Source organism: Leucobacter sp. Ag1 (assembly GCF_000980875.1).
In the GTDB taxonomy this organism is placed as follows: domain Bacteria; phylum Actinomycetota; class Actinomycetes; order Actinomycetales; family Microbacteriaceae; genus Leucobacter; species Leucobacter iarius.
Map to the genome: position 1 here is coordinate 1 of NZ_LAYO01000061.1, position 23,853 is coordinate 23,853.

Sequence of the window (23,853 nt, forward strand, 5' to 3'; positions counted from 1 at the left end):
CTCGGCCATGGCACTTCCCCTTCTGCGAGCGTCCCGGGCATGAGCGGCCACTACTTCAGCGAGTCCCCCGACAGCGACCTGCGCCCCCGCGAGATCCGGGCGATGCTCGGCGGTGCGGAGCGCACGGTGCGGACCGCCGGCGGCGTGTTCAGCCCCGAGCATCTGGATCGCGGCACCGAGGTGCTGCTGGCGCGATCGCCGCGGGCCTCGCAGCCGGCGGCTCGCCCACGGTCAGCACCGAGACCGCGCTGCCCGCGCAGGTCACCGCGGCCCTCGCCGCGGCGCGCGTGCCGGTGTTCGCCGAGGACGCGGCAGCGTGGACCCGCCGCGTCGCCGCGATCGCCGCACAGGACGGCCCGCATGCCTCGGCACGGATCCGGATCGTGGCGGGCGAGTCCCGCGAGGCCGTGTCGGCCGCCGCGCACGCTGCGGCGAACGGCAAGCCCGACGTGGCGATCTACGACGGCCCCGTCGTGTCGGCCGGCCGTGTCGAGCTGCTGCCGCACCTGCACGAGCAGGCGGTCTCGATCACGGCGCACCGCTTCGGCACGCCGAACCACCTGTCGGACGGCCTGGTCTAGCACAGGGCGGGGGCGGGCCGATCCGGACGATTGGCCCGCCCCCGTGCTCTGCGCGTAGGCTCGGCACCAGCGCAGACCGTTCCGCACACGCGAGCCGCACGGCTCGACTCCGAGGAGGAGGCAACGATGCCTGAGCACACCAGCGGCACGCAGCACGCGCCGACCGGCAGACGCCTGGAGGTCGACGACGTCATCGTCGTGGAGCCCGCGAAGATGAAGCTCGCCCTCCGCGGCGCCTTCGTCGGCAACTTCATGGAGTGGTACGACTTCGGCATCTACGGCTATCTGGCCGTGACCATGACCAAGGTGTTCACCGCCGGCATGCCCGACTCCCTCGGCCTCACGGTCACCCTGCTCGGCTTCGCCGTCTCGTTCCTCGTCCGCCCCTTCGGCGGCATGATCCTCGGCCCCATCGGCGACCGCATCGGCCGCCAGAAGGTGCTCTACTTCACGATGGCGATCATGGCCGTCTCCACCGCGCTCATCGGCATGCTCCCGTCGGCGGCGCAGGCCGGCGGCTTCTGGGTCATCATCCCGCTCTACCTGCTCAAGATGACGCAGGGCTTCTCGACGGGCGGCGAATTCGCCGGCGCCACCACCTACGTCTCCGAGTTCTCGCCCGACAAGGACCGCGGCTACTGGGCGTCGAAGCTCAACGTCGGCTCCTACCTGGGCTTCGCCGCGGGGGCCACGGTCGTCGCGCTGACGACCCTCACCACCGAGAACCTGCTCGGCATCGAGGGCGCGATGGTCGAATGGGGCTGGCGCATCCCGTTCCTGCTCGCGATCCCGCTCGGTGCGATCGCCATCTACTTCCGCATGCGGATCCCCGAGCCTCCGGGGTTCGAGGAGACGAAGGAGCTGCAGCACGAGCAGCCGCCGACCGACCCGCACGACCTGCAGTACCGGCACGGCCTCGGCAGCCTGGTCCGCGTCTACTGGAAGCAGATCCTCATCGGCATCTCGATCGTCGCCGCCGAGGGCACGGCCGGCTACGCCCTCACGAGCTACATGCCGACCTACCTCGAGAAGGATCTCGGGATCTCGAACCTGAACGCCGCCATCGCGACGGTCCCGGTGCTCGTGATCATGTCGCTGCTGCTGCCCACGATCGGCCGCTGGTCGGATCGGGTGGGGCGCAGGCGGGTCTATTTCCTCGCGACGGGATCCTCGCTCGTACTCATGCTGCCCGCGTTCCTGATCCTGCAGACGGCACCGCAGGCCGGCATGTGGGTCGTGTTCCTGGCGCTCGGGATCGTGGCGATCCCCGTCGCCTTCTTCGTGTCGATGACCGCGTCGGCGCTGCCGGCGCTGTTCCCCACCGCGGCCCGCTTCAGCGGGATGGGGATCACCTACAACCTCGCCGCCTCGCTCTTCGCCGGCACCACCCCGCTGATCGCCGATCTGCTCGTCAACGCGACGGCCGGATCCTGGATCAGTCCGTTCATGCCCGCGCTGTGGATCATGACGTTCTCGGCCATCGCCGTGCTCGCCGTGCTCGCGATGCGCGAGACCGGAGCCCGTCCGCTGCTCGGCTCCGTGCCCACCGTCGCCACGCGCGCCGAAGCGCAGGAGCTCGTCGCGACGCAGGACGAGAACCCGTTCATCGACACGCGCACCATGCCGCTGCGCGTCGTACCGGGACGCGGTCGCTCCGCTGGACGCGGCTGAGGATTCCCCGATGCGCACGATTCCCGAACAGCAGACCGCCTTCCTGCGGCTCGTGGTACTGCTGCAGTCCGTTCCGCTGGGCATCATGCTCGGCGCGCTGATCGGCCTCCTCCTGGGCGGCCCGTCCATCAGCCCGGCTCCGATCGTGGTGCTCATCGTCGGCTGGCTGCTCTGGTTCTTCGGCATCGTCATCACGCTGACCCTCACGGCCCGGAACGAAGCGCAGCTGCAGCGGCGGCTCGCGGCGGCCACCGAGGCGGCCGCGCTGCACCCCGCCGCGGTCGCCGAGTGGCCCGCGGCGAACGCGATCCTCTCGCGGGCGATGCCGGTGAGGAAGCGCGCGGCGTTCCGCACGGCCCTCTACGTCGCGAGCACCGAGCGGCACGGTGTCCTGCCGGTGGCCGTCCGCATCGCACCGGGCACTCCCCCGCCCCAGTTCAGCGGTGCGCGGCTGCGCCTCGCCCCGACGGATCCCGCGGTCGCGGTCATCGAGGTGCTCGCCGCTCCGGCCGAGCACGCGGCTGCGGCCGGCGATCCGGCGCTCGCAGGGCTCAGCCGGGTGCAGCGGGGGCTCTCGCTCCCGTTGCAGTCGTGGCTGCCCGGGCTCGCGCCCGGCGGCATCGCGCTCGTCCTCACCGCGGCGCTGCTCCTGCTGCTCCGCTGATCGGGCCAGCCGACCGCTCCGCGGTTCACTTCACTTCTACATACAATGTCACACCCCACAAACGCGCGAGGAGGCGCCATGACCGAGACCTGGATCTCGACCACCGACTACCACACCGCCGGCGAGCCGTTCCGGATCGTCACGGAGGGGGCGCCCGTGCCCTCCGGCGCGACCGTGGGCGCCAGGCGCGTGAACGCGATCGCCGACGAGGGCGGGATCGACGCGCTGCGCCGTCTGCTGTGCAACGAGCCGCGCGGGCACGCCGACATGTACGGCGGCTTCATCACCCCGCCGGATGATGAGGGCGCGCACTTCGGGGTGCTGTTCTGGCACAAGGACGGATTCTCCACCGCGTGCGGGCACGGCACGATCGCGCTGGGCGTCTGGGCCACGGACACCGGCCTCGTCGAGTCCGATCCCGACGGCGTCACCGAGGTCCGCATCGACGTGCCGTCGGGGCGGGTCGCCGCGCTCGTCGAGCGTCGCGGCGGCGCGCTCGTGCGCGCCACGTTCCGCAACGTGGCCTCGCACGCGATCGCGCGCGGGGTCGCCGTCGAGACCTCGCGCGGCACGGTGCACGCCGATCTCAGCTTCTCGGGTGCCATCTACGCGTCGGTGCGCGCGGCCGACCTCGGCCTCTCGGTGAGTCCCGAGCACTACACCGAACTGATCGCGCTCGGGCGCGAGGTGAAGTGGGCGCTCAACGAGTCGCCCGAGGCGCAGCACGCCGCGGACCCGCGGCTCTCGGGGGTGTACGGCACGATCCTGTGGGATGACCTCGGTCGCCACGGCTCCGGACCCCGCCAGCGCAACGTGACGGTGTTCGCCGACGGCGAGGTGGACCGTTCGCCGTGCGGCTCCGGTACGGGCGCGCGCGTCGCCCTGCTCGCCGACGACGGCACGCTCGGCCCCGACGAGACGCTCGAGCACCGCTCGATCGTCGATACCGTGTTCGCCGCGAGCTGGGCCGCCGGACCGGTCGCTGCGGACGGGCGCCCGACCGTGATCCCCTCGGTCTCGGGAACCGCATACCGGACCGGCGAGCACCGGTTCGTGCTCGACCCCGCCGATGCGCTCGGCGACGGCTTCGTGCTGCGCTGACTCCGCTCAAGCCGGTGCCGGTTCAGCGATAGGACGCGCTCGACCGGTACCGGGGCCGGCGTTGGCACCGGCCTCGGTTCCTGGCCGCCCGCGACCCGATGGATCAGCGCACACCGACGAGACCCGTGCTCGGCCCCGGATGCGGCCCTTCAAGGCGCGCGACGGAGACCTTCACCTCACTCAGCCCAGCCTCGACCGCGCGGACGTCGCCGCGCAGTTCGTGGACCTCGCCGCGCAGCTCGTGCACCTCGGCCTTCACCAGGTTCACCTCGCCGCGCAGCTCATGCACCTCACCGCGCAGCTCGTGCACGTCCGCCTTCACCTCCTGGATCTCCTGTCGCATCAGTTCGAACCGGCGGTCGACCTGTTCGAACCGGCGGTCGACCTGCTCGAACCGGCGGTCGACCTGCTCGAACCTGCGATCGATCTGGGCGAACCTGCGATCGATCTGGGCGAAGCGACCGTCCAATCGCCCTTCCAACCGCCGCAGCATCGTATGGAGACCACCGAAGATCGTCGCGACCGCGCCGATGACCGCCACGAGCGTGCCGATCGTCTCAGGAGGCATGTCGACCCTCGCTTTCCGGCGCGACCTGCCGCGCCTGACCGCAAAGGTACCCGAGCGCCGCGCGGCGCGTCACCGGGGTGCGAAGACCTGTGGATAACCCGTCCGGACGGCTACGCGACGACGCTGCCGCCCCGCACGACCGAGACGCGGGCGTCCTCCTCCCAGAGGGCGGCCGGCTCCGCGATCGGGTCGGCCGAGAGCAGCAGGGCGTCACCGTAGGCACCGGTTCCGAGGTGCCCGAGCGCCGGGTCGCCGATCAGCTCGGCGTTGACCTCCGTCATCGCCCTGAGCGTCGCTGCCGCGCCGCTCGCCTCGATCTGCAGGCGGACACCGCGCAGTTGGTCGTCCTCGAGATCGCCCATCAGATCGGTGCCGAATCCGACCCGCACTCCGGCGGAGAGCGCGATCCGCACGGCCTCCTGGCCGCGCGAGAGCACCTCGGCGTTCTTCGCGAGCGAGATCTCGTTGAGGCCGATCCCCGCGCCGCGACGGTCCATCGCGTCGTACGCCGCGAGCGTCGGAACGAGGAAGGCGTCGAGCTCGGCCATGCGGACAGCGGTGGCGGAGTCGATGAGGTTGCCGTGCTCGATGGAGCGAACCCCGTTCTCGATCGAGTGGAGCACCGCCTCGGACGAGTAGGCGTGAGCTGCGACGTAGCTGCCCCGGCGCTTCGCCTCCTCCGTGACGACGCGGACTTCCTCGGGCGAGTACTGCGGGATGGGCAGCGGATCGGCGAGCGAGAACACGCCGCCCGAGGTCATGATCTTGATGGCGTGCGCGCCGGTGCGCAGTCGATCGCGCACCGCGAGGCGGAGGTTCTCGACGCCGTCGACGACCTCGCACATGTGCCCGTGCGAGAAGCAGACGTCGATGTGGGGAGCTCGCGGGTCGCCGTGCCCTCCGGTCTGGCTGAGCGCGGGCCCGGTGAAGTGGTAGCGGGGCGCATCGAAGAGGTCGGCGTCGATCGCGCGGGCGAGCCCGATGTCGCCGCCGGCGACGTCGCGCACGGTCGTGAAGCCACGGCGCAGGGCGCGCTCGAGCCGACGGGTGCCGTTGATCGCGGTGAAGCTGAGCGGCCCCCGCTCGTTCTCCATGCCGTCCATGCTCGTGGCGTAGGCGTGGAAGTGCGCGTCGATGAGGCCGGGCACGAGCCATCGACCCGTCGCGTCGAGCGTCTCGGCGCCCTCGGCCGGGCCGTCGGCGACGTGCCCCTCGATGATGTGCACCTCACGGTCGACGAACGCCTCGCCGTCCCACACGTGCGCGCCGACGATGTTCAGCGATCCCGTTCGCATTCCGCTTCGCTCCTTTGCTGTTCCGCGCGGCGCGGCGGTGCGCCCGGATGTCCGGGCGCACCGCCGCGATGGTTCATCGGCCTCGGATCGCCGCCGTAGCGGCTTCGTCGATCCCGAAATCGGCCGTCACCACCACACCGTAGTCCTGTTCGGCCGATCCCCGCGAGACGAATCCGTTGCGCACGTCATGCGCGACGGCCGCAGGTTCGCGGTCGTAGGGGTTGCCGTATCCGCCGCCGCCCCCGGTCTGGTTGACGAGCACGTCGCCCGCTGCGAGGCGGTTGTAGCTGCCGCCCTGCACCGTCTCCCGCTCGGTGCCCGGGTTCAGCACGACCCGATTCGGCTTCCCGGTCGATCCGCCGTCGATCGCCCAGGGTTCCGTCTTCGTCTTGTAGACGAGGCAGATGCCCGTGGCAGGGGTGGTGAACCGGTAGGAGCGGCTCACGCCGACCCCACCGCGGTGCTCGCCCGCCCCGCCCGTATCGGCGCGGTACCCGTAGTGGTCGATGATCATCGACGACTTCGCTTCGAGCACCTCGACGGGATTGTTGCGGCAGCCCGGCTCCGAGAGGTGCATGATGCCGTCCTCGCCGTCGTGCTGAGCAGTGCCGCCGAAGCCCACTGCCTCGTTCGTCGCCTCCTGCCATGGCTCCCCCGTGCGGGGGTTCACGCCGAGCCCCATCATCGAGCAGACATCACCGCCCGAGCAGGCGGGCACGAGTTCGGGCATGCCCTGGGCGAGCGCCTTGAGGATCACCTCGCCCGCGAGCAGGCCGGTCCAGAGGGTGAAGGTCGGCATCGGCGAGACCGCGTGCATGACCGAGCCGGGCACCGTGACCACGCGCAGCGGCGCGAAGTTGCCCGCGACCACCGGGGAGTCCGGCGTGGTGAGCGATTTGAAGATGAGGCTCGAGAGCGCTTCGGTCTGGCCGGGCGGCAGGTTGATCGGCCCCTCGACGTTCTCGGCGCTGCCGGTCCAGTCGACGACCATCTCCTCATCGCTGACGGTCACCGTGCACTGCAGCTTCACGAGCTGGTCCTTGGTGATCCCGTCGTCGTCGACGTAGTCGACCGCGCTCCAGGTCCCCTTCGGCAGCTTCGCGAGGGCGAGCCGCGCGAGCTTCTCGCCGTGCGCGTTGATGGTGCGCATCGCCTCGGTCAGGGTGCCGACGCCGTACTTGTCCGCGAGCTCCTGTGTGCGGCGCACACCGGTCACGCAGGCCGACACCTGCGCCTGGATGTCGCCGATGGTGTGCTTCGGCATCCGGCTGTTGAAGCGGATGATGTTGAACACGTCGTCATTGCGCTCACCTCTGCGGTACAGCTTCGAGGCGGGGAGCATGAGCCCCTCCTGCGAGCGGTCCGTGGAGTCGAGCACGTAGCCCGGATCCTTCTGGTTGAGGTCGGTGACGTGCACGCGGCACGAGGCGAAGCCGATCAGCTCGTCACCGACGTGGATCGGGGCGAACACGAGCGGATCCAGAGTGTGCGCGCTCGACCAGTACGGGAAGTTGATGATGAACACGTCGCCTGGTTCCATCGCGTCGGCCCCGAGGAACTCGATCGAGTGCTTGATACCGGCGTCGTTGCCCCGCGTGAACACCGCGATGCCCGGCGCATCCGCGACCACATCTCCGTTGACGTCGTGGATCCCGATGCCGTAATCGTGGATCTCGTAGACCACGGTGTTGTAGGCGGTGCGGCAGAGATTGCGCGCGACCTCCTCTGCAGCGGCCAGCAGGCCGTGCCTGATGATCTCGGTGGTGATTGCGTCGGCCACGTCAGATTCCCTTCTTCGCGTACTGGATCGAGATGACGAGCTCGCCGTAGGTGCCGACCTCGAGTCGGTCGCCGGCGTGCAGCACAGTCGTCGCCGTGTGTTCGGTCACGACGGCCGGGCCTTCGAGCACGTCGCCGGCCAGGAGCTGCTCACGGGCGACGAGCGCGTACTCGGCGCTCTCGTCGCCGTCGAGCACGACCGTCCGGGTGCGCAGCTCCGGGCCGGTCCCCGTCCCGCGCTGCGCGACCTTCGGCAGTCCGGGCTTGTCGACGATGCCCACCGCGCCGAGGCGCAGAGTCGTGGTCTCGATGGGATCGTCCATGGTGTGCCCGTACTGGCGCAGGTGCAGCCGGTCGAATTCCGAGCGGATCGCCTCACGGGGATCCGATCCGTCCTCGGGGTAGTCGACCGTCACCGCGTGCTCCTGGCCCGAGTAGCGCACGGCGACGACCCGGTGGAAGACCATGCGGTCGTCGGGGAAGCCCTCGGCGCGCAGCGTCTCCCGCGCCTCGGCCTCCATCCCGGCGTAGAGGGCATCGGCCGCGGACGCGTCCAGATCCTCGAGCGCCTGCAGGCTCGTGCGTGAGTAGTCGTGCTGCACGTCGGCCATGAGCATGCCGAGCGCTGAGAAGGCGCCCTGCCCCGGGGGCACGATCACTTCCGGGATCCCGAGCTCGCGTGCGACATCGACCGCGACGAGCCCGCCGCCGCCGCCGAACGACAGCAGCGCGAAGTCCTTGGGGTCGTGCCCGAGCTCGATCGTGATGGCGCGGACCGCGCCCATGATCTTGGTGTTCGAGATCTGCACCATGCCGCGCGCCAACTGGGTGGCGCTGAGCCCGAGGGTCTCGGCGATCGGGGCGAGCGACTCGAGCGACTTCTCGCGGTCGAGCGTCAGCTCGCCGCCGAGCGGGGTATCGGTGCCGAGGTAGCCGATCGCGAGCGCCGCATCGGTGAAGGTCGGCTGCGTGCCGCCCCGGCCGTAGGCCGCGGGACCGGGCATGGCCCCGGCGCTCTTCGGCCCGACCTGCAGGGCCCCGGCCTCGTCGAGGTAGCCCAGCGAACCGCCGCCCGCGCCGATCGTGTGGATGTAGAGCGAGGGGGTGTTGATCGGCAGGCCTTCGAACTCGGCACCGTGGTAGAGCACGGGATGGCCGCCCTGCACGAGCGAGGCGTCAAGGCTTGTACCGCCCATGTCGATCGTGATGAGGTTGGGCCGGTCGATGAGCTTCGCGAAGGCCGCGGCGCCCACGACGCCGCCGGCGGGTCCCGACAGGATCAGGTTCACCGGCTGCTCGCGCGCCGCGGATGCGGTCATCGCACCGCCGCCCGAGCGCGACATCAGGAATCGACCGCCGAAGCCGCGCCGTTCGAGCTCCCCCTCGAGCGCTTTCAGGTAGCTGCGCATGATGGGCTTGATGTAGGCGTCGAGCACGGCCGTGCTGGTGCGCTCGTACTCGCGGTACTCGCGCGACAGCTCGTGCGAGATCGTGACCTCGACGCCGGGCGCCTCCTCGGTCAGGATCTCGCGCATGCGGAGCTCGTGCGCCGGGTTCGCGTAGGCGTGCAGGAACGCGACGGCCACGGCGTCGTAGCCGCGGCGCAGGATCTCCCGCGCGACCTCGCGCGCGTCGTCCTCGTCGAACGGGGTGGCGACCGAGCCGTCGAACATGCTGCGCTCGGTCACCTCGAAGGTGTCGTAGCGCTCGAGCAGCGCCTCCGGCTTGCGGTAGGCGATGTCGTACATGACGCGCCGGTCGGTGCGGCCGAGCAGGTACACGTCGCGGAAGCCGCGCGTCGCGATCGTCGCGATCCGGGCGCCGGTGCGGGTCAGCAGCGAGTTCAGGCCGAGCGTGCTGCCGTGGTTGAACATCGAGACCTGCGCCGGGTCGGCGTCGGCCTTGTCGAAGGCCGCGAGCACGCCGGCCGTCGGTTCGCTCGGCGTGGTCGGGACCTTCTCGAAGCGCAGCTCGCCGGTCTCCGGGACGAGCTTGACGACGTCGGTGAACGTGCCGCCGACGTCGACGGCGATTCGAACGTTTTCGGACATGGGATGGTCCTTCCGTGTGGGGTGTCTTCGGGGTTTTCGGGCAGCCCGCGCAGACCCGGGGTCGGCCGGGTCGTGCTGCGCCGGGGGCTGTCGGGGTGGGACGGGCTAGCGCTTCCCCCGTCCGGCGGCGGCCAGGCCGACCGCGGCGAGGATGATGAAGCCGGTCACCATGTCCTTGAGCTGGGGGTTCAGGTTCAGCAGGTCGAAGCCGTTGCCGATCAGGGCGATCAGGAACACGCCCGCGACCGAGCGCCAGACGGCGCCGATCCCGCCGTAGATGCTCGTGCCGCCGAGGATCACCGCAGCGATGGCGCTCAGCTCGAGGCCCGCGCCGGCGAGCGGTTGGCCCGAGGCGATCCGGGAGACGCCGATGGCCGCGGCGGTGCCGGCGGCGAGCCCGCTGATCACGAACACGAGGATCCTGGTGCGGTCGACGCGGATGCCGGAGAGTTCGGCGGCCTCGGCGTTGCCGCCGACCGCGTAGACCCGGCGTCCGAAGACCGTGCGGGAGAGCACGAACCACAGGATCGCGACCGCGACGATCATCACGAAGACCGCGATGAAGATGCCGCCGACGCGGTTGCGGCCGAGCACGGAGAATCCGGGCGTCGTGACGGTGATCAGGCTGCCGCCCGTGATGAGCACCGCGATCGTCGTGAAGATCATCGACGACGCGAGGGTCGCGAGGAACGAGTGCACACGGAGCCGGGTGATCACCGTGCCGTTGAAGGCGCCGAGCACGATGCCGACCACGGGGGCGGCAGCGAGCGCCAGCGCGACGTTGCCCGTGGTGACCGCGAGCCAGGCCGAGACGACGCCGGCGACGCTGTAGATCGCGCCGGTCGAGAGGTCGAAGGCCCCCGAGATGATCACGAAGGTGCCCGCCGACGCGATGATCACGAGCGGCGCGTTCTGGTTCAGGATGTTCACGATGTTGCCGAAGGTGAAGAACGACGGCGACAGGATCGCGAGCGCGATCAGCACCGCCGCGAGCAGCAGCAGGACCGCGTACTCGATGACGAGCTCCTTCGCCGAGAACTTCTTGCGGGCTCGCGTCCGCGTGACGGTGGTGTTTGCGGCTTCGCTCACGCTGCCGTCCCCTCTCCGGTGGTCACGTGGAAGAGCTGGAACAGCACGTCCTCCACGGTGGTCTGCTCGGGGACGATCTCCCCGAAGGTCTGGCCGTCGGAGACCAGGTAGGCGCGGTGGGCGAGCTCCATGATCTCCTCGTGCTCCGAGGAGATCAGCAGCACGCCGACCCCCTCCGCAGCGAGCCTGGCGATGAGCTCGTAGATGGTCCGCTTGGCTCCGACGTCGACGCCGCGGGTCGGCTCGTCGAGGATGATGACGCGCGGCCGGGCTGCGAGGGCCTTGCCGAGCAGCGCCTTCTGCTGGTTTCCGCCCGAGAACCAGCCGACGGGCAGGTCGATGTCCGGCGGGCGGATCTCGAGCGATTCCGCGAGCTCCTGCGCGGTCCGCCGCTCGGCTCGTCCGTCGACCACGCCGCCGCGGGACCGGGCCGGGAGGCTCGCGAGCGCGATGTTCTCGCGCACCGAGCGCTGCAGCACGAGCCCGTCCTTGTGCCGATCCTCGGACACGAGCACGAGGCCGGCCTCGATGGAGAGCCCGGGGCTGCGCCCGACCCAGTCGCGGCCGTCGAAGCGGACCTCGCCCGAGACGACCGCGTCTAGGCCGAACACGGCGCGGAGGCACTCGGTCCGGCCGCTGCCGACGAGGCCCAGCAGCCCGACGATCTCACCGGGACGCACGTCGAAGCTCATCCGTTCGACGCCCGTCGCCGTGCGCAGCTCGCGCACCGACAGGATCGGTTCGGACGGCGCCGGGACCGGGGGCCGCTCGGGGTAGGCCTGCTCCATCTCGCGGCCCAGCATCGCGGTGACGAGGTCGTGCTTCGAGACCGACGCCGCCTCGACCGTGTCGATCCGCCTGCCGTCGCGCATCACCGTGATGCGGTCGGCGACGCCGAGCACGGAGTCGAGGAAGTGCGAGACGTAGATCACGCAGCAGCCGCGATCCCTGAGCGCGCGCATCAGGTCCTCGAGCTGCGCCATCTCGTGCGCGGTCAGCGAGGAGGTCGGCTCGTCCATCACGATGATGCGGGCGTCGCGGGCGAGGGCCCGCAGGATCTCGACCTTCTGCTGGTCGGCGATGCGCAGGTCGCGCACCTTCTCCGCCGGGTCGAGTCCGAAGCCGACCTGCGCGTCGAGCGCCGCGAAGCGCTCGGCGAGGTTGCGCCGTTCGATTCCGAAGCGGTGCGCCTCGGCGCCGAGGAAGACGTTCTGGCCGACGGTGAGATCGGGCACGAGCGCGAGTTCCTGGGCGATCATCGCGATCCCCCGGCGCTGCGCGATCCCCGGGTTCCACCGGTCGACCGGGGCTCCGTCGACGACGACGTCGCCCCGGTCGGCGGCGTAGACCCCCGAGATCACCTTTCCGAGGGTCGATTTGCCTGCGCCGTTCTCGCCGACGAACGCGTGGATCTCCCCGCCGCGCACCTCGAGCGAGACGTCGTCGAGCGCCTGGGTCGCCCCGAACCGCTTGTCGACGCCGCGGAGCTCGACGAGCACCGGGCCGGTCGCAGAATCCTGCACGTTCTCAGCCGTTCCACTCGCCGGTGAAGTCCGGCATCGCGTCGAGATCCTGCTTCGTCGCCATCGGCGGGAGCTTGACGAGCGAGTCGGCGTCGACGACGGCCGTGACCTTCTCGCCGCGCAGCTTGTTCACGAGCTGCTCCAGCGCGGCCTCGCCCATGCTCACGGGGTAGTTCAGGTAGTCGTTGGTCCACTTCCCGTCGCGCACGGCCTTCACCGCCTCGGTGGTTCCGCCGCCGCCGGTGAGGAAGATCTTCGCCGGGTCGATGCCGGCGTTCTCGAGCGCGATCTGGGCGCCCATCGTCTGCTGGTCGGCGTTGCTCAGGATCCCGTTGATGTCTTTGTTGGCCTGCAGCAGGTTCGATACGGCGGTGAGCGACTTGTCGCGGTCGTAGGCGCCCTCGACGGTGCCGACGATCGTGATGTTCTTGTGCTGCCCGAGCACCTGCTTCCAGGCCTTGATCCGCGCGACGTCGAGCGGGGAGTTCAGGAGTCCGGCGAGCAGACCGATCTTGCAGGGATTGATGTCCTTGCAGTACTCGACGACCGTCTCGGCCTGGCGCGCTGCGCCCGCCGACGGCGGGGAGGCCACCGTCGAGACGACGCCCTCGGTCTGCGGCTCCATCTTGTCGATGTCGGGGCCGATGGGGTTCAGCACCGAGACGACGGGGATGTCGTTGCCGAGCGGAAAGGCCGCCGCGAGCCCTGGCCCGTCCTGCGGCACGACGATGATGCCGCTCGCCTGACCGTTGGTGCCGGCGTTCTGCAACTGCGACAGCTGGGTGTTGGCGTCGAACTGGCCGTCCTGGATCTTGGTGGTGATCGTGATCCCGAGCTTCTCGCCGAGCGCCTTCGCCTGCTTCTGCACGCCCTCGTAGACGGCCTGGTTGTACCCGTTCTGCGAGGAGGAGGCGAGGACGACGATCGAGTACTTGTCTCCGCCGCCGCCCGATCCGGGATCGGAGCTGCAGGCGGCGAGGGAGACGCCGAGCGCGAGGACGCCGGTGCCGGCGATGATCCGTGAGAGGTGCGTCATTGCATTCTTCTTTCGTGGGTGCGGGGTGCGGGGTGCGGGGTCAGATCTCGGTCTTCGAGACCCTATGGTCGACGGCGTAGAGGCGGCCGACGCCGATACGGGCGTCGGCGAGCAGTTCCGACAGCTCCGGCGCCGTGCGACCCCGGTTCGGATGATCGAGCCATTCCTGGTAGGCGGCTTCGTCGGGCCACAGCGCGGTCACGATGATCTCGCCCGATCCGTCGACGGCCGAGGCGATCTCGGATCCGAGGGCCCGGGTGAGGTCGAGCGACTCCTGCAGGATCGCCTCGCGGCGGTAGAGCTCCAGTACGGATACCGACTGCTCGGGCGCGGTGTGCAGGGTCAGGATTGAGCGGATCATCAGGTCTCGTACTCCGTTGTGTCGATCGTGGTGTGCCGTTGCGCCGGGGTCGCGGTCATCGGGATCCGCGGCGCTGCCATGAAACTAGCCCCACCCGCTCGGCGCATCGTGTGCAGATTGCACCTTGCGGAACTTCCGTCGAGTGCAAAAGAATGAAGTGGACGCGCAGCGCCGCCGAATTCCGGTGCGCTGCGGGTCGGCAACGGAGCAGCGCGCATGCGGATCGGGATCGGCGTCCACCACCGACGGCTCGACGCGGCGTGCCTGCGGCCCGACGGAACGCTGTCGACGCACTCGGTGCCGAGCACCGAAGAGGCGATCGATTCGGCGCTCGATCGCCTCCTCTCGGGCATCGGCACCGCGCGCGATCCGGTGCGATCCATCGCCTTCGACCTGAGCGAGGTGCTCCGCCGCTCGGATCACCTTCCGCTCACCGTGGTCCGCATCGCGCCCCGCCCGCCCATCGATCCCGGCGATGAGCCCGGGGTCGGCGAGGCCCCGATCCTGCACGTGCGCGGCGGGCATACGACCCTCGGAGAGGAGCTCGCCCCCTTCGACTCCGCGGGGTTCCGGGAGGCCTCGGCACGCATCCCCGCCGGGTCCCGCGTCGTGATCACGAGCGCGGGCGCCCTCGTCAATCCGGCCCACGAACTCGCGGCGGGCGAGATCCTGCTCGAGCGTCCCGGCGCGCTGAGCGTCTCCTTCTCGCACGCCTTCGACAGCAACTCGTTCGCGACCCGCGAGCGGACCGCGGTGCTGAACAGCGCGCTGCTGCCCGACGCGGAGGCGCTCTCCACGGCGCTCACGCTCGTCGCCGGCCGCCACCATCCCGATGCCCGGCTCTCCGTGACGCGGAACGACGGGGGACGGGTCCCGCTGAGCCGCCTGCCCGACGCCCCCGTCCACTCCGCGTTCTCCGGCAGCCCGATCGAGTTCATCGGCGCCGCGGCGCTCTGCGGCCTCGACGACGGCGACCTCGTGCTCGCAGCCGATGATGGCCTCCGTCTCGGCACCCTGCGATTCGGCGCGGCCGTCGTCGTCCCCCAGCTGCGGTGGGACGGGGCCCGGCTCGACACGCAGACGGCGCACCTCGTGCCCGCGGGCGAGATCCTGCTCGGCGGGCGCAGCCCCGCCCCGCGCATCGTCCGCGCCCGCGGAGCAGGGCTTCCCGACTGGCTCGACACGTCGGATCTGGTCGAGACCGACATCGACCTGCGCGCGCTGGGCGCGGTCTGCGCCCCGCTGACCGACTGGGCCGTCGACATCGTCGGCGCGGGCAGCGCCGCCGAGATGGCGCACGAGCTGCAGGCCGCCGAAGCGCGGGTCCGCACCCGCCTCGCCGCCTTCGGGGCGCTGCCGTCGACGGTGCGGATCCTCGAGTCCCGCTTCACCGCGACGACCTACGAGCATGCCCGGGTCGTCTCCGTGCGCGTGCACGGGGTCGCCGGGGAGCCCGCCGGTGCTCTGCTCGCCGAGGGGAGGCCGTCCCGTGCGACTGAACGCTGAGGATGTGCGGCACCTGCGCACCGGCGCCCTCTTCCTCGCCTGCGCCGCCGATCCCGAGTGGTGCGACGAGCAGCAGGACCGGATCCTCTCGCGGCTGGCCACCGGCCGGGCCGGCCCCGAGCTGCTCGGCGTCGAGGAGCTCCCGGACGACGCGCTCGTGGCCGCGGTCGGCTTCGTCAACAACGGGTTGCCGCTGTCCGAGATCCGGCCGGCCGGAGACGAGTTCGTCACCAGCGTCCGGCTCCTCGAACGCGAGCTGGGGCGACGCATCGACGGCCTGTTCCCACTGGCCGCCGCGAACGTGAACTCGATGGTGCCGCTGCTCACGGGCATGCAGCTCGACCGCCCCGTGGTCGATGCCGACCCCATGGGGCGCGTGTTCCCGCTGCTCTACCAGTCGGTGTTCACGCTGGCCGGACTCCCGGCCGGGCCGCTCGCCGCGACCGGCCCCGTGGGCGAGTCCGCCGTGCTCCGAGTGCGGGAGCCGCGCCGGGCCGAGCGCCTCGTCCGCGCGCTCGCCGAGGAGTTCGGCGGCTGGTCGGCGACCGCGCTCTACCCGATGACGGCCGCCGAGCTCGCCCGGACGGGAGTGGTCGGCAGCGTCTCCCGCATGGTCCGCATCGGCCGGATCCTCGAGTCGTCCCGCAGCACCCGCGAGAAGCACGAGCTGCTCCGCCGCACCGAGAGCGTGCGGCGCATCATCCGGGCGAGAGTCGCCGACGTCGCCGGGCTCTCCCGGCCGGCGCCGGCGGGTGAACCGGATCACCCGTCCAGCGTGGTCTTCATCGAGGAGTCGCAGGGCCGGTTCGTGCAGCTCGAGATCCAGAACGAGCTGCTGATGCTCATGGTCGACGGCACCGCGGAGGCCGTGATCCCCGACATCATCACGATGCTGCACCCCGAGGACGGCCGCGTGGCGAGCCTCGACGACCTGTGGGTCGGCAACACCCTCGACCTCGTCGTGCTGCCGGCCGCACCCCAGTGGTACTCCCCCGCGGGGCGGCGCCTCGCCGCCCCCGAGACCCTGCACGCGCTGCTGCCCGACCGCGGAAGGACCCGCACATGACCCGCGCTTCCACCGGGGCCGTCGACCTCCGAGATCTGATCGGCGCTCCGGGGCTCGACGGCCTCGAGGTGCTGCACCTCGCCGCCGAGCGCAGTCCGGTACGGGATCTGGCGCTCGTGACCGACTTCGAGGACATCGGCGCGGTCGGCCCCGACACGGTCGTGCTGCTCTCCGCCGCGGGAGCGCGCGGCGGGTGGATGATCTCCGCGGCGCTGCGGTACGCCTGGGAACGACGCGCCTGCGCCCTCATCGTGCCCGAGCAGCCGTTCACGGCTTCGGTCGTGGATCTCGCGCGGCGCCTCGAGGTGTCGCTGCTCACCACGCGCGGGGACATGACCCGGCTCGCGATCGACGCGGCGATCCGGCTCGGCACCGCACGGGCGGAGTCCGCGGCGCGGGTGCGCTCGGCCGCCGAACGGTTGGCCGGCTCCGCCGATCCCGCGCACGCGGTCGCGCTGCTGTCGGGCGAGCTCGACGATGCCGCCGTCTGGATCGAGTCCGCGGGCACACGCACCTTCGGTTCGGCCCCAGAGGCGCGCGCGTCCGCTGCGGCGAAGCCCGGCGTCACCGTCGCGGTGCCGCTGTTTCCGCGCGGCAGCGGGGTCCCCCGCGACCCGGGCGGTTCCGGTGGCCCTTCCGCGGGTGCGTCCGAGCTGCTGATCGCGGAGGTCGCCCCCGCGGCGAGGGCCTTCGCCGAGCAGTTGCTCGCCGACGCCGCCCCGGTCGTGCGCGCGCTGCTGCTCGAGCAGCAGCTCGAGGCGACCCGCGCGTCGCTGCCCGTCATCGCGGTCACGGCGCTCATCGGCTCCGCACCGGTCGCGGTGTTCGACCCCCCGGACCCGTCGCTGGTCGACGCGGCGGGAGTCCCGCTGCTCGAGGGCGAGTACCTCGCGGTCTGCCTCGTGTCGGAGGAGCCCGAACGGATGGGGGCGCTGGTCCACCAGCTGTGGTTCCTCGCTTTCCCGGAGCTGCCGCTCGCGCGCTTCGACGGCGGCTGGTTCGGCTTCATGCCAGCCGCCGACCGCGACCGTCTGACCGACGCGCTGCAGCGGATCGAGCGAGGATTCGTCCGTGCAGCGGGTCTGCCCGTCGCGGGCGGGTCCTCACGAGTGCACCGATCCCGCGCCGACGCGCGCACCGCGGTGCGCGAGGCCTGGCTCGCGGCGCGGGTCGCGGATCGCGGGAGCGATACCCCGACCGGTACCGGCGAGGCCCGGCCCTTCATCGCCTTCGATCGGATCCCCGCCCGCTTGCTCGGGCGCTTCGTGCCGAGCGACCTGGCCGCCCGGCTCGTCGAGCTCCTGTTCCCGCGGCTGATCTCAGACCCGAACCGGGATCAGCTGACCGACGCGGTGCTCGCCGTGCTCGCCTGCCGCGGATCGGTGCAGGCGGCCGCGGCCAGGCTCGGCCTGCACCGGAACACGGTGCAGGCCCGGCTGCAGCGCGCCGGCGAGCTCGGGATCGATCTCTCGGATCCCGAGCTGGTGCTCCCGGTGCACCTGCTGCTCACCGCGGCACGGCGCGCGCCGGAAACACCGGAGACCTCGGGAACCTCCGAGACCCCGGCGTAGCCGAGGCGTGTTCCGGCCCGCCTCAGCCCGCCAGAGCGCTCTCGATGGCGGCGCGCAGCGCCGGATCCTGCGGCTCGACGGCCGAGCGGAAGCGCGCGATGCGCGGCTGCCCGCCGTTCGCCGGGTCGGGCCACACCACGAACTTCTCGAAGTTCCAGCGGACGACGCCGCCGCGCCCCTCCGCGTCCTTGCCGCGGCGCAGCTCCTCGAACAGGGCGTGCCGGCCGCGGCCGTTCACCTTGCCCTTCTCGAGCAGCGGGAAGGTGACGCCGTAGTTGATCTGGCAGAACTCGGAGATCTCGTTCGAGGTGCCCGGCTCCTGGCGCAGGAACTGGTTGCACGGCATGCCGAGGACGGCGAGCCCTCGTTCGCCGAACTCCCGATGCAGCTCTTCGAGCCCGCCGTACTGCGGGGTGAAGCCGCACTTGGAGGCGACGTTGACGACGAGGGCGGCTCCGGGCGCGAGTTCGCCGAAGCGGGTCTCGGTGCCGGAGAGCAGGGTGACGGGGATCTCACGGATCGGTGCGGGGCTCATGGGTCCGACGCTACTCCGTTTCGGCCGTGGAGAGGCTGATCATCCGGATGACTCCGAAGCGGTCGCGCGGATCGCTTCTTGCAGCCCGGAACGGGAGCGTGCTAGCTTGTGCAATGTCACACACCATAGAGACTTCCCGGGACCGATCGGCACCCGGACCGCCCGAAAGGAACCGCTCGCAATGACCGAGAAGAAGCCCTGGCACGGCGTCATCGTCGCCACCGCTCTGCCCTTCAACGACGACCTGTCGGTCGACTACGACTCCTACGCGGAGCACGTCGCCTGGCTCGCGGAGAACGGCTGCGACGGCGTCGCACCCAACGGCTCGCTCGGCGAGTACCAGAACCTCAGCGACGTCGAGCGCGCGAAGGTCGTCGAGACCGCGGTGCAGGCCTCGCCCGAGGGCTTCACCGTCATGGCGGGCACCGGCGCATACGGTGCGCTCCAGTCGGCGCACTGGGCCGAGCAGGCCGCGAACGCCGGTGCGAGCTGCGTCATGCAGCTGCCCCCGAACGTCTACCGCGCGAACCACGAGCAGGTGAAGCACCACTACGCCACGGTCGCCTCGGTCGGCCTCCCCGTCGTCGCCTACAACAACCCGATCGACACCAAGGTCGACCTCGTGCCGGAGCTCGTCGCCGAGATCCACGCCGCGGGCAACATGGTCGGCATCAAGGAGTTCTCGGGCGACCCGCGCCGCATCTACGAGATCAAGGAGCTCGCTCCGACCCTCGACATCCTCATCGGCACCGACGACACGGTGCTCGAGGTCGGCCTCGCCGGCGCCGTGGGCTGGGTCTCCGGGTACCCGAACGCGATCCCGAAGTCGTGCATCGAGCTGTTCGAGCTCTGCACCTCGGGCAATGTCGAGGATCTCGTGCGCGGCCAGGAGATCTACCGCGACCTGCACTCGCTGCTGCGCTGGGACTCGAAGACCGAGTTCGTCGAGGCCATCAAGCTCTCGATGGACGTGCTCGGTCGCAAGGGCGGCGCCTGCCGTCCCCCGCGCCTGCCGCTCGCGCAGAGCGTCGCCGACCGGATCATCGCCGACACCCGAGCAGCCGTGGCCAAGGGCTACGACAAGTAGCCCGAACCGGTCCCGGTGCGGCGCACGGCGCCGCACCGGGATCTCCACTCCCACTTCGCACCGCAGCCCCACGAACCCGAGGAACCCCATGCGCACCTCGCACGTCTACCACGCCGTCGATTCCCACACCGAGGGCATGCCCACCCGCGTGATCACGGGCGGGGTCGGCGTCATCCCCGGCAAGACGATGGCCGAGCGCCGCACCTGGTTCATCGAGAACAACGACGAACTGCGGCAGCTGCTCATGTTCGAACCCCGCGGCCACGCATCCATGAGCGGCGCGATCCTGCAGCCGCCCACCCGCGACGACTGCGACTGGGGCGTGCTCTACATCGAGGTGTCCGGTCTGCTGCCGATGTGCGGCCACGGCACCATCGGCGTCGCCACCGTGCTCGTCGAGACCGGGATGGTCGAGGTCACCGAGCCCGTCACCACGATCCGGCTCGACACCCCCGCGGGCCTCGTCATCGCCGAGGTCGCAGTGACCGACGGCCACGCCGACAGCGTCACCATCACCAACGTCCCGTCGTTCTCCGAACGGCTGGGCGCCAGCGTCGAAGTCCCCGGGATCGGCACCGTCGCCTACGATCTCGCGTTCGGCGGCAACTTCTACGCGATCGTCGAGCTCGAGTCGCTCGGCATCGAGTGGCGCGAGGATCGCGCGAACCAGGACGAGCTGCTCTCGGCCGGTCTCGCGATCATGGACGCCATCAACGCTTCTGACGAGCCCGTGCACCCGGAGCGCGACGACATCCGCGGCTGCCACCACGTCTATCTGCAGGCCCCGGGATCGACCGCCGAGCGGTCGCGCCACGCGATGGCCATCTTCCCCGGCTGGTTCGACCGCTCCCCCTGCGGCACCGGCACGAGCGCGCGCATGGCCCAGCTGCACGCGCGCGGCGAGCTCGCCCTCGACACCGACTTCGTCAACGAGTCCTACATCGGCTCCCGCTTCGTCGGGCGGCTCATCGCCGGGACCGAGGTAGCGGGCCGCCCGGCCGTGATCCCCACCGTCACTGGCCGCGCCTGGATCACGGGTACCGCCCAGTACATGCTCGACCCGAGCGATCCCTTCCCGAGGGGGTTCCTGCTGTGACCTCCCTCCCCTACTTCGACGCGGACGCCGTACGCGCCGCGCTCCCCTACGACCGCGCCATGCGCGCGATCCGCGAGGGCCTGCTGAACGGCGTGGATCCCGAGCTCGACGGCCCGCGCCTGTTCAGTCCGGCACCGGGCGGCGAGTTCTTGCTCATGCCCGCGCAGGGCGCCGAATACAGTGGCCTCAAGGCGCTGACCGTCGCGCCGGGCAATCCCGCACGCGGTCTCGAGAAGATCCAGGGCCTCTACGTGCTCTACTCGTCCGACACGCTGGCACCGGTCGCCGTGATGGAGGGCGCGAGCCTCACCGCGATCCGCACGCCGGCGGTCGCCCTCACCGCCGTGCGCGCGCTGGCCGAGGCCGCACCGTCCGGCGCGGAGCTGCCCGCCGAGCCGCGCGTGCTCGTCTTCGGCGCGGGCGTGCAGGCCGCGAGCCACATCGAGGCGGCCCTCGCCGGGTTCCCCGGCGCTCGATTCGACGTCGTCGGACGCAGACCCGAGCGGGTCACCGCGCTGCGCGAGACGGTCGCGCCCATCGAGTTCCGCGATCGCACGTCGGATCCGGAGGACGCGGTGCGCGAGGCCGACGTGATCCTCTGCGTCACCAGCGCGAGCGCGCCCCTCTTCGACGGCTCGCTCGTGCGCGACCACGCGATCGTCGCAGCCGTCGGCACGCACGGGCGCGAGCTCCGCGAGCTGGACGATGCCCTCGTGTCGCGCGCCGACATCGTGGTCGAGGGCCGGGACTCCGCCCGCCGCGAGAACGGCAATCTGGCCACCGCGATCGACGACGCCGGGTGGGAATCGGCTCCTCCCGCGAACCTGCACGATCTGGTCTCGGGACGCGTCGTCCGCACCCCGGGACGCCCCGCCGTCTACACGGGTGTCGGGATGTCATGGGAGGATCTGATTTGCGCCTCCGTGGTGTTCGCCGAGGGCCGGCTCGCCAGGGAGAACTGAGGAGATCCCATGTCGACCGTCCCCGCCCGCGAGCCCCGCGCCCGTCTCACGCCGCTCAAGCGTCCGCTGAACCTGCGCGAGACCGTGCTCGACCAGCTGCGCACCGCGATCATCACCGGCGAACTCGCGGAGGGTTCGCTGGTTTCGGCGCCCACCCTCGGCCAGGCGCTCGGCGTCTCGGCGACGCCCGTGCGCGAAGCGATGATGGATCTGGCGCGCGAGGGCCTCGTCGAGACGATCAAGAACAAGGGCTTCCGCGTCACCGCGATGAGCCAGTCGGATCTCGACGACCTCGCCGAGATCCGACTGCTGGTCGAGCCGCCGTCGATGCACGGCGTCGTCGGCAACGTTCCCGAGGCGGCCTACGAGGAGCTGACGCGCCTCGCCGATTCCTGCCGTCGCGCCGCGGAGCGCGAGGACCTCGTCGAATACCTGCGCGACGACCGCGAATTCCACGCCCTGGTGCTCTCATTCACCGGCAATCCGCAGCTCGTCTCGCTCGCCACGTCGCTGCGCGTGCGCACCCGCATGTACGGCATCGCCACGCTCGCGCGCGACGGTCGCCTCGCCGAGAGCGCGGGCGAGCATCACCGCCTCATCGATCTGCTCCGCGCGGGCGACGGCGCCGCCGCGGAGCGCCTCATGCGCGAGCACATCGGCCACGCGCGCAAGTCGTGGGCGACGGGCGAGATCGACCGTTCCGAGGCACCGCCGGGAACCGATGAGGACGGGAGCGCATGACCCGCCGCACCTCCGACGTCCTCATCATCGGCTCCGGGATCATCGGAGCCGGCACCGCCTACTTCGCCGCCCGAGCGGGCCTCTCGGTCACCGTGCTCGAACGGGATCTGCCCGCGAGCGGCACCACCTCGCGCTGCGAGGGCAACATCCTCGTCTCCGACAAGGAGCTCGGCCCCGAGCTGGAACTCACCCGGTACTCGCTCGATCTCTGGAAGGGCGAGCTCGCCGAGCACGGCCACCGCTGGGAGTTCGAGGCGAAGGGCGGCATCATCGTCGCCTCGCGCGAGAGCAGCCTCGCCTCGCTCGAGCGGTTCTCGGCATCGCAGCGCGACTTCGGCATCGTCGCCGAACGCCTCGACGCCGCGGGGCTCCGCGAGCTCGAGCCGCACGTCACCGACCGGGCCCTCGGCGCCGCGTTCTACCCCGAGGACAGCCAGGTGCAGCCGATCCTCGCCGCGACCGGCCTCCTGCGCCTGGCCCGCGATCTCGGCGCGCGCCTCGAAGTGCGCACCCCCGTCACCGGGTTCCTCCGCTCGGGCGATCGGGTCACCGGCGTCCGGACGCCGCGCGGGGACTTCTCGGCCGCGCACGTCGTCAACGCCACCGGCACCTGGGCCGGTCAGCTCGCCGGGATGGCCGGGGTGAACGTGCCCGTGCTGCCGCGCCGCGGCTTCGTGCTGGTCACCGAACCGCTGCCGCCGATGGTCCACCACAAGGTCTACGCCGCCGAGTACGTCGACAACGTCGGCAGTTCCGACGCCGGCCTGCAGGCCTCGCCCGTGGTCGAGGGCACGCCGGCGGGGACGATCCTCATCGGGTCGAGCCGCGAGCGCGTCGGCTTCGACGGCGCGATCAGCACCGAAGCGCTGCGCACCATCGCCGGCAACGCGATCCAGCTCTTCCCGTTCCTCGAACGCACGCGGATCCTGCGGCACTACCACGGCTTCCGCCCCTACTGCCCCGACCACCTGCCCGTGATCGGCCCCGATCCGCGTGCGCCCGGTCTCTGGCACGCCTGCGGCCACGAGGGAGCCGGCATCGGCCTCGCGGCGGGCACCGGCAAGTTGCTGGCCCAGGCCATCGCGGGCGCCGCCCCCGAGCTGCCGCTCGCGCCGTTCCGGCCCGAGCGCTTCGACGAACCCGAGTTCCTGGCCGCGCATCCCGAGGCCGTCCCAGCACCCGAGGAGGCGTCCGCATGAGCCCCGATCCCGGCGCGCGCGTGCGCGCGAGCTTCGACGGCGAGCCGATCGAGGCGGAACCGGGCGCGAGCGTCGCCGCCGCGCTGATCTCCACCGGTCGCGCCGCCTGGCGCACGACCCGCGAGGGCAAGCCGCGAGGCCTCTTCTGCGGGATCGGCGTCTGCTTCGACTGCCTCGTCGAGATCGACGGGGAATCGGGTCAGCGCGCGTGCATGGTCCCTCTGACGGAGGGCATGCGGGTGTGCTCCGCAGGCGGACCGCGCAGCGAAGCACCCGAGACCTCCGAAGCGCCCACGGCCGAAGGCGACGCGGCGTGACCGCCCGGAGCACCGGCGCCGCGCCCGCGTTCGACGTCGCGATCGTCGGCGCCG

At 71.2% G+C, this 23,853-nt stretch carries 22 protein-coding genes; 13 read left to right on the forward strand and 9 right to left on the reverse strand.

Going from position 1 to position 23,853, the window contains the following annotated elements:
• Positions 1–287 precede the first annotated feature (287 nt).
• From XM48_RS17730 to XM48_RS01910, 4 genes are all read left to right on the forward strand, one after another.
• A complete protein-coding gene (locus XM48_RS17730) occupies positions 288–581 on the forward strand; it encodes a hypothetical protein (RefSeq protein ID WP_046454088.1) in 294 nt (97 codons plus the stop codon).
• Positions 582–707: 126 nt separating this feature from the next.
• On the forward strand, positions 708–2,252 hold the full coding sequence (locus XM48_RS01900; protein ID WP_046454089.1) for an MFS transporter: 1,545 nt from the start codon (positions 708–710) through the stop codon (positions 2,250–2,252).
• 10 nt (positions 2,253–2,262) lie between these two features.
• Positions 2,263–2,916 carry a hypothetical protein gene (locus XM48_RS01905; RefSeq protein WP_046454090.1) on the forward strand — a complete coding sequence of 218 codons (654 nt, stop codon included), beginning with the start codon at positions 2,263–2,265 and terminating at the stop codon, positions 2,914–2,916.
• 78 nt (positions 2,917–2,994) lie between these two features.
• Entirely contained in the window at positions 2,995–4,017 is a 1,023-nt protein-coding gene (locus XM48_RS01910) for a proline racemase family protein (RefSeq protein WP_046454091.1), read from the forward strand.
• 103 nt (positions 4,018–4,120) lie between these two features.
• Here XM48_RS01910 and XM48_RS16785 read toward each other — a convergent pair whose 3' ends face one another.
• The 8 genes from XM48_RS16785 to XM48_RS01950 form a co-directional block, all read right to left on the reverse strand.
• A complete protein-coding gene (locus XM48_RS16785; protein WP_052961230.1) occupies positions 4,121–4,585 on the reverse strand; it encodes a hypothetical protein in 465 nt (154 codons plus the stop codon).
• A 110-nt stretch (positions 4,586–4,695) separates the two neighbouring features.
• The gene (locus XM48_RS01920) at positions 4,696–5,880 is read right to left on the reverse strand and encodes an amidohydrolase family protein (RefSeq protein ID WP_046454092.1); all 1,185 of its coding nucleotides are present in this window, start codon (positions 5,878–5,880) and stop codon (positions 4,696–4,698) included.
• Between the two features lie 73 nt (positions 5,881–5,953).
• The gene (locus XM48_RS01925) at positions 5,954–7,660 is read right to left on the reverse strand and encodes a hydantoinase B/oxoprolinase family protein (protein WP_046454093.1); all 1,707 of its coding nucleotides are present in this window, start codon (positions 7,658–7,660) and stop codon (positions 5,954–5,956) included.
• Position 7,661: 1 nt separating this feature from the next.
• Positions 7,662–9,710: a hydantoinase/oxoprolinase family protein gene (locus tag XM48_RS01930; protein WP_046454094.1), complete on the reverse strand. Its 2,049-nt coding sequence runs from the start codon at positions 9,708–9,710 to the stop codon at positions 7,662–7,664.
• Positions 9,711–9,815: 105 nt separating this feature from the next.
• Positions 9,816–10,799 carry an ABC transporter permease gene (locus XM48_RS01935; RefSeq protein WP_046454095.1) on the reverse strand — a complete coding sequence of 328 codons (984 nt, stop codon included), beginning with the start codon at positions 10,797–10,799 and terminating at the stop codon, positions 9,816–9,818.
• A complete protein-coding gene (locus tag XM48_RS01940; RefSeq protein ID WP_046454096.1) occupies positions 10,796–12,322 on the reverse strand; it encodes a sugar ABC transporter ATP-binding protein in 1,527 nt (508 codons plus the stop codon). The genes XM48_RS01935 and XM48_RS01940 overlap by 4 nt, the downstream gene beginning before the upstream one ends.
• A gap of 4 nt (positions 12,323–12,326) precedes the next feature.
• Positions 12,327–13,358: a sugar ABC transporter substrate-binding protein gene (locus tag XM48_RS01945; protein WP_046454097.1), complete on the reverse strand. Its 1,032-nt coding sequence runs from the start codon at positions 13,356–13,358 to the stop codon at positions 12,327–12,329.
• A gap of 40 nt (positions 13,359–13,398) precedes the next feature.
• A complete protein-coding gene (locus XM48_RS01950) occupies positions 13,399–13,719 on the reverse strand; it encodes a hypothetical protein (protein ID WP_046454098.1) in 321 nt (106 codons plus the stop codon).
• Between the two features lie 216 nt (positions 13,720–13,935).
• On the opposite strand from XM48_RS01950, the gene XM48_RS17735 reads away from it, so the two are divergent.
• The 3 genes from XM48_RS17735 to XM48_RS01965 are packed head-to-tail and all read left to right on the forward strand — an operon-like array spanning position 13,936 to position 17,862.
• Positions 13,936–15,225 carry a hypothetical protein gene (locus tag XM48_RS17735; RefSeq protein WP_052961231.1) on the forward strand — a complete coding sequence of 430 codons (1,290 nt, stop codon included), beginning with the start codon at positions 13,936–13,938 and terminating at the stop codon, positions 15,223–15,225.
• Complete coding sequence (locus XM48_RS01960; protein WP_046454100.1) at positions 15,209–16,291, forward strand: DUF917 domain-containing protein; 1,083 nt, start codon at positions 15,209–15,211, stop codon at positions 16,289–16,291. Before XM48_RS17735 ends, XM48_RS01960 begins: the two co-directional genes overlap by 17 nt.
• Positions 16,288–17,862: a PucR family transcriptional regulator gene (locus XM48_RS01965; protein ID WP_046454101.1), complete on the forward strand. Its 1,575-nt coding sequence runs from the start codon at positions 16,288–16,290 to the stop codon at positions 17,860–17,862. Before XM48_RS01960 ends, XM48_RS01965 begins: the two co-directional genes overlap by 4 nt.
• Before the next feature lie 22 nt (positions 17,863–17,884).
• Here the strand turns inward: XM48_RS01965 and XM48_RS01970 are convergent, their stop codons facing one another.
• Positions 17,885–18,397 carry a glutathione peroxidase gene (locus tag XM48_RS01970; protein WP_046454102.1) on the reverse strand — a complete coding sequence of 171 codons (513 nt, stop codon included), beginning with the start codon at positions 18,395–18,397 and terminating at the stop codon, positions 17,885–17,887.
• 181 nt (positions 18,398–18,578) lie between these two features.
• On the opposite strand from XM48_RS01970, the gene XM48_RS01975 reads away from it, so the two are divergent.
• The 6 genes from XM48_RS01975 (at position 18,579) to XM48_RS02000 (ending at position 23,799) form a co-directional block, all read left to right on the forward strand.
• A complete protein-coding gene (locus XM48_RS01975; RefSeq protein ID WP_046454103.1) occupies positions 18,579–19,484 on the forward strand; it encodes a dihydrodipicolinate synthase family protein in 906 nt (301 codons plus the stop codon).
• A gap of 88 nt (positions 19,485–19,572) precedes the next feature.
• The gene (locus tag XM48_RS01980; protein ID WP_046454104.1) at positions 19,573–20,580 is read left to right on the forward strand and encodes a proline racemase family protein; all 1,008 of its coding nucleotides are present in this window, start codon (positions 19,573–19,575) and stop codon (positions 20,578–20,580) included.
• A complete protein-coding gene (locus tag XM48_RS01985; RefSeq protein WP_046454105.1) occupies positions 20,577–21,542 on the forward strand; it encodes an ornithine cyclodeaminase family protein in 966 nt (321 codons plus the stop codon). Before XM48_RS01980 ends, XM48_RS01985 begins: the two co-directional genes overlap by 4 nt.
• Before the next feature lie 9 nt (positions 21,543–21,551).
• A complete protein-coding gene (locus XM48_RS01990) occupies positions 21,552–22,283 on the forward strand; it encodes a GntR family transcriptional regulator (RefSeq protein WP_046454106.1) in 732 nt (243 codons plus the stop codon).
• A complete protein-coding gene (locus XM48_RS01995; RefSeq protein WP_046454107.1) occupies positions 22,280–23,482 on the forward strand; it encodes an FAD-binding oxidoreductase in 1,203 nt (400 codons plus the stop codon). The genes XM48_RS01990 and XM48_RS01995 overlap by 4 nt, the downstream gene beginning before the upstream one ends.
• Positions 23,479–23,799: a (2Fe-2S)-binding protein gene (locus XM48_RS02000; RefSeq protein WP_046454108.1), complete on the forward strand. Its 321-nt coding sequence runs from the start codon at positions 23,479–23,481 to the stop codon at positions 23,797–23,799. Before XM48_RS01995 ends, XM48_RS02000 begins: the two co-directional genes overlap by 4 nt.
• Positions 23,800–23,853 lie beyond the last annotated feature (54 nt).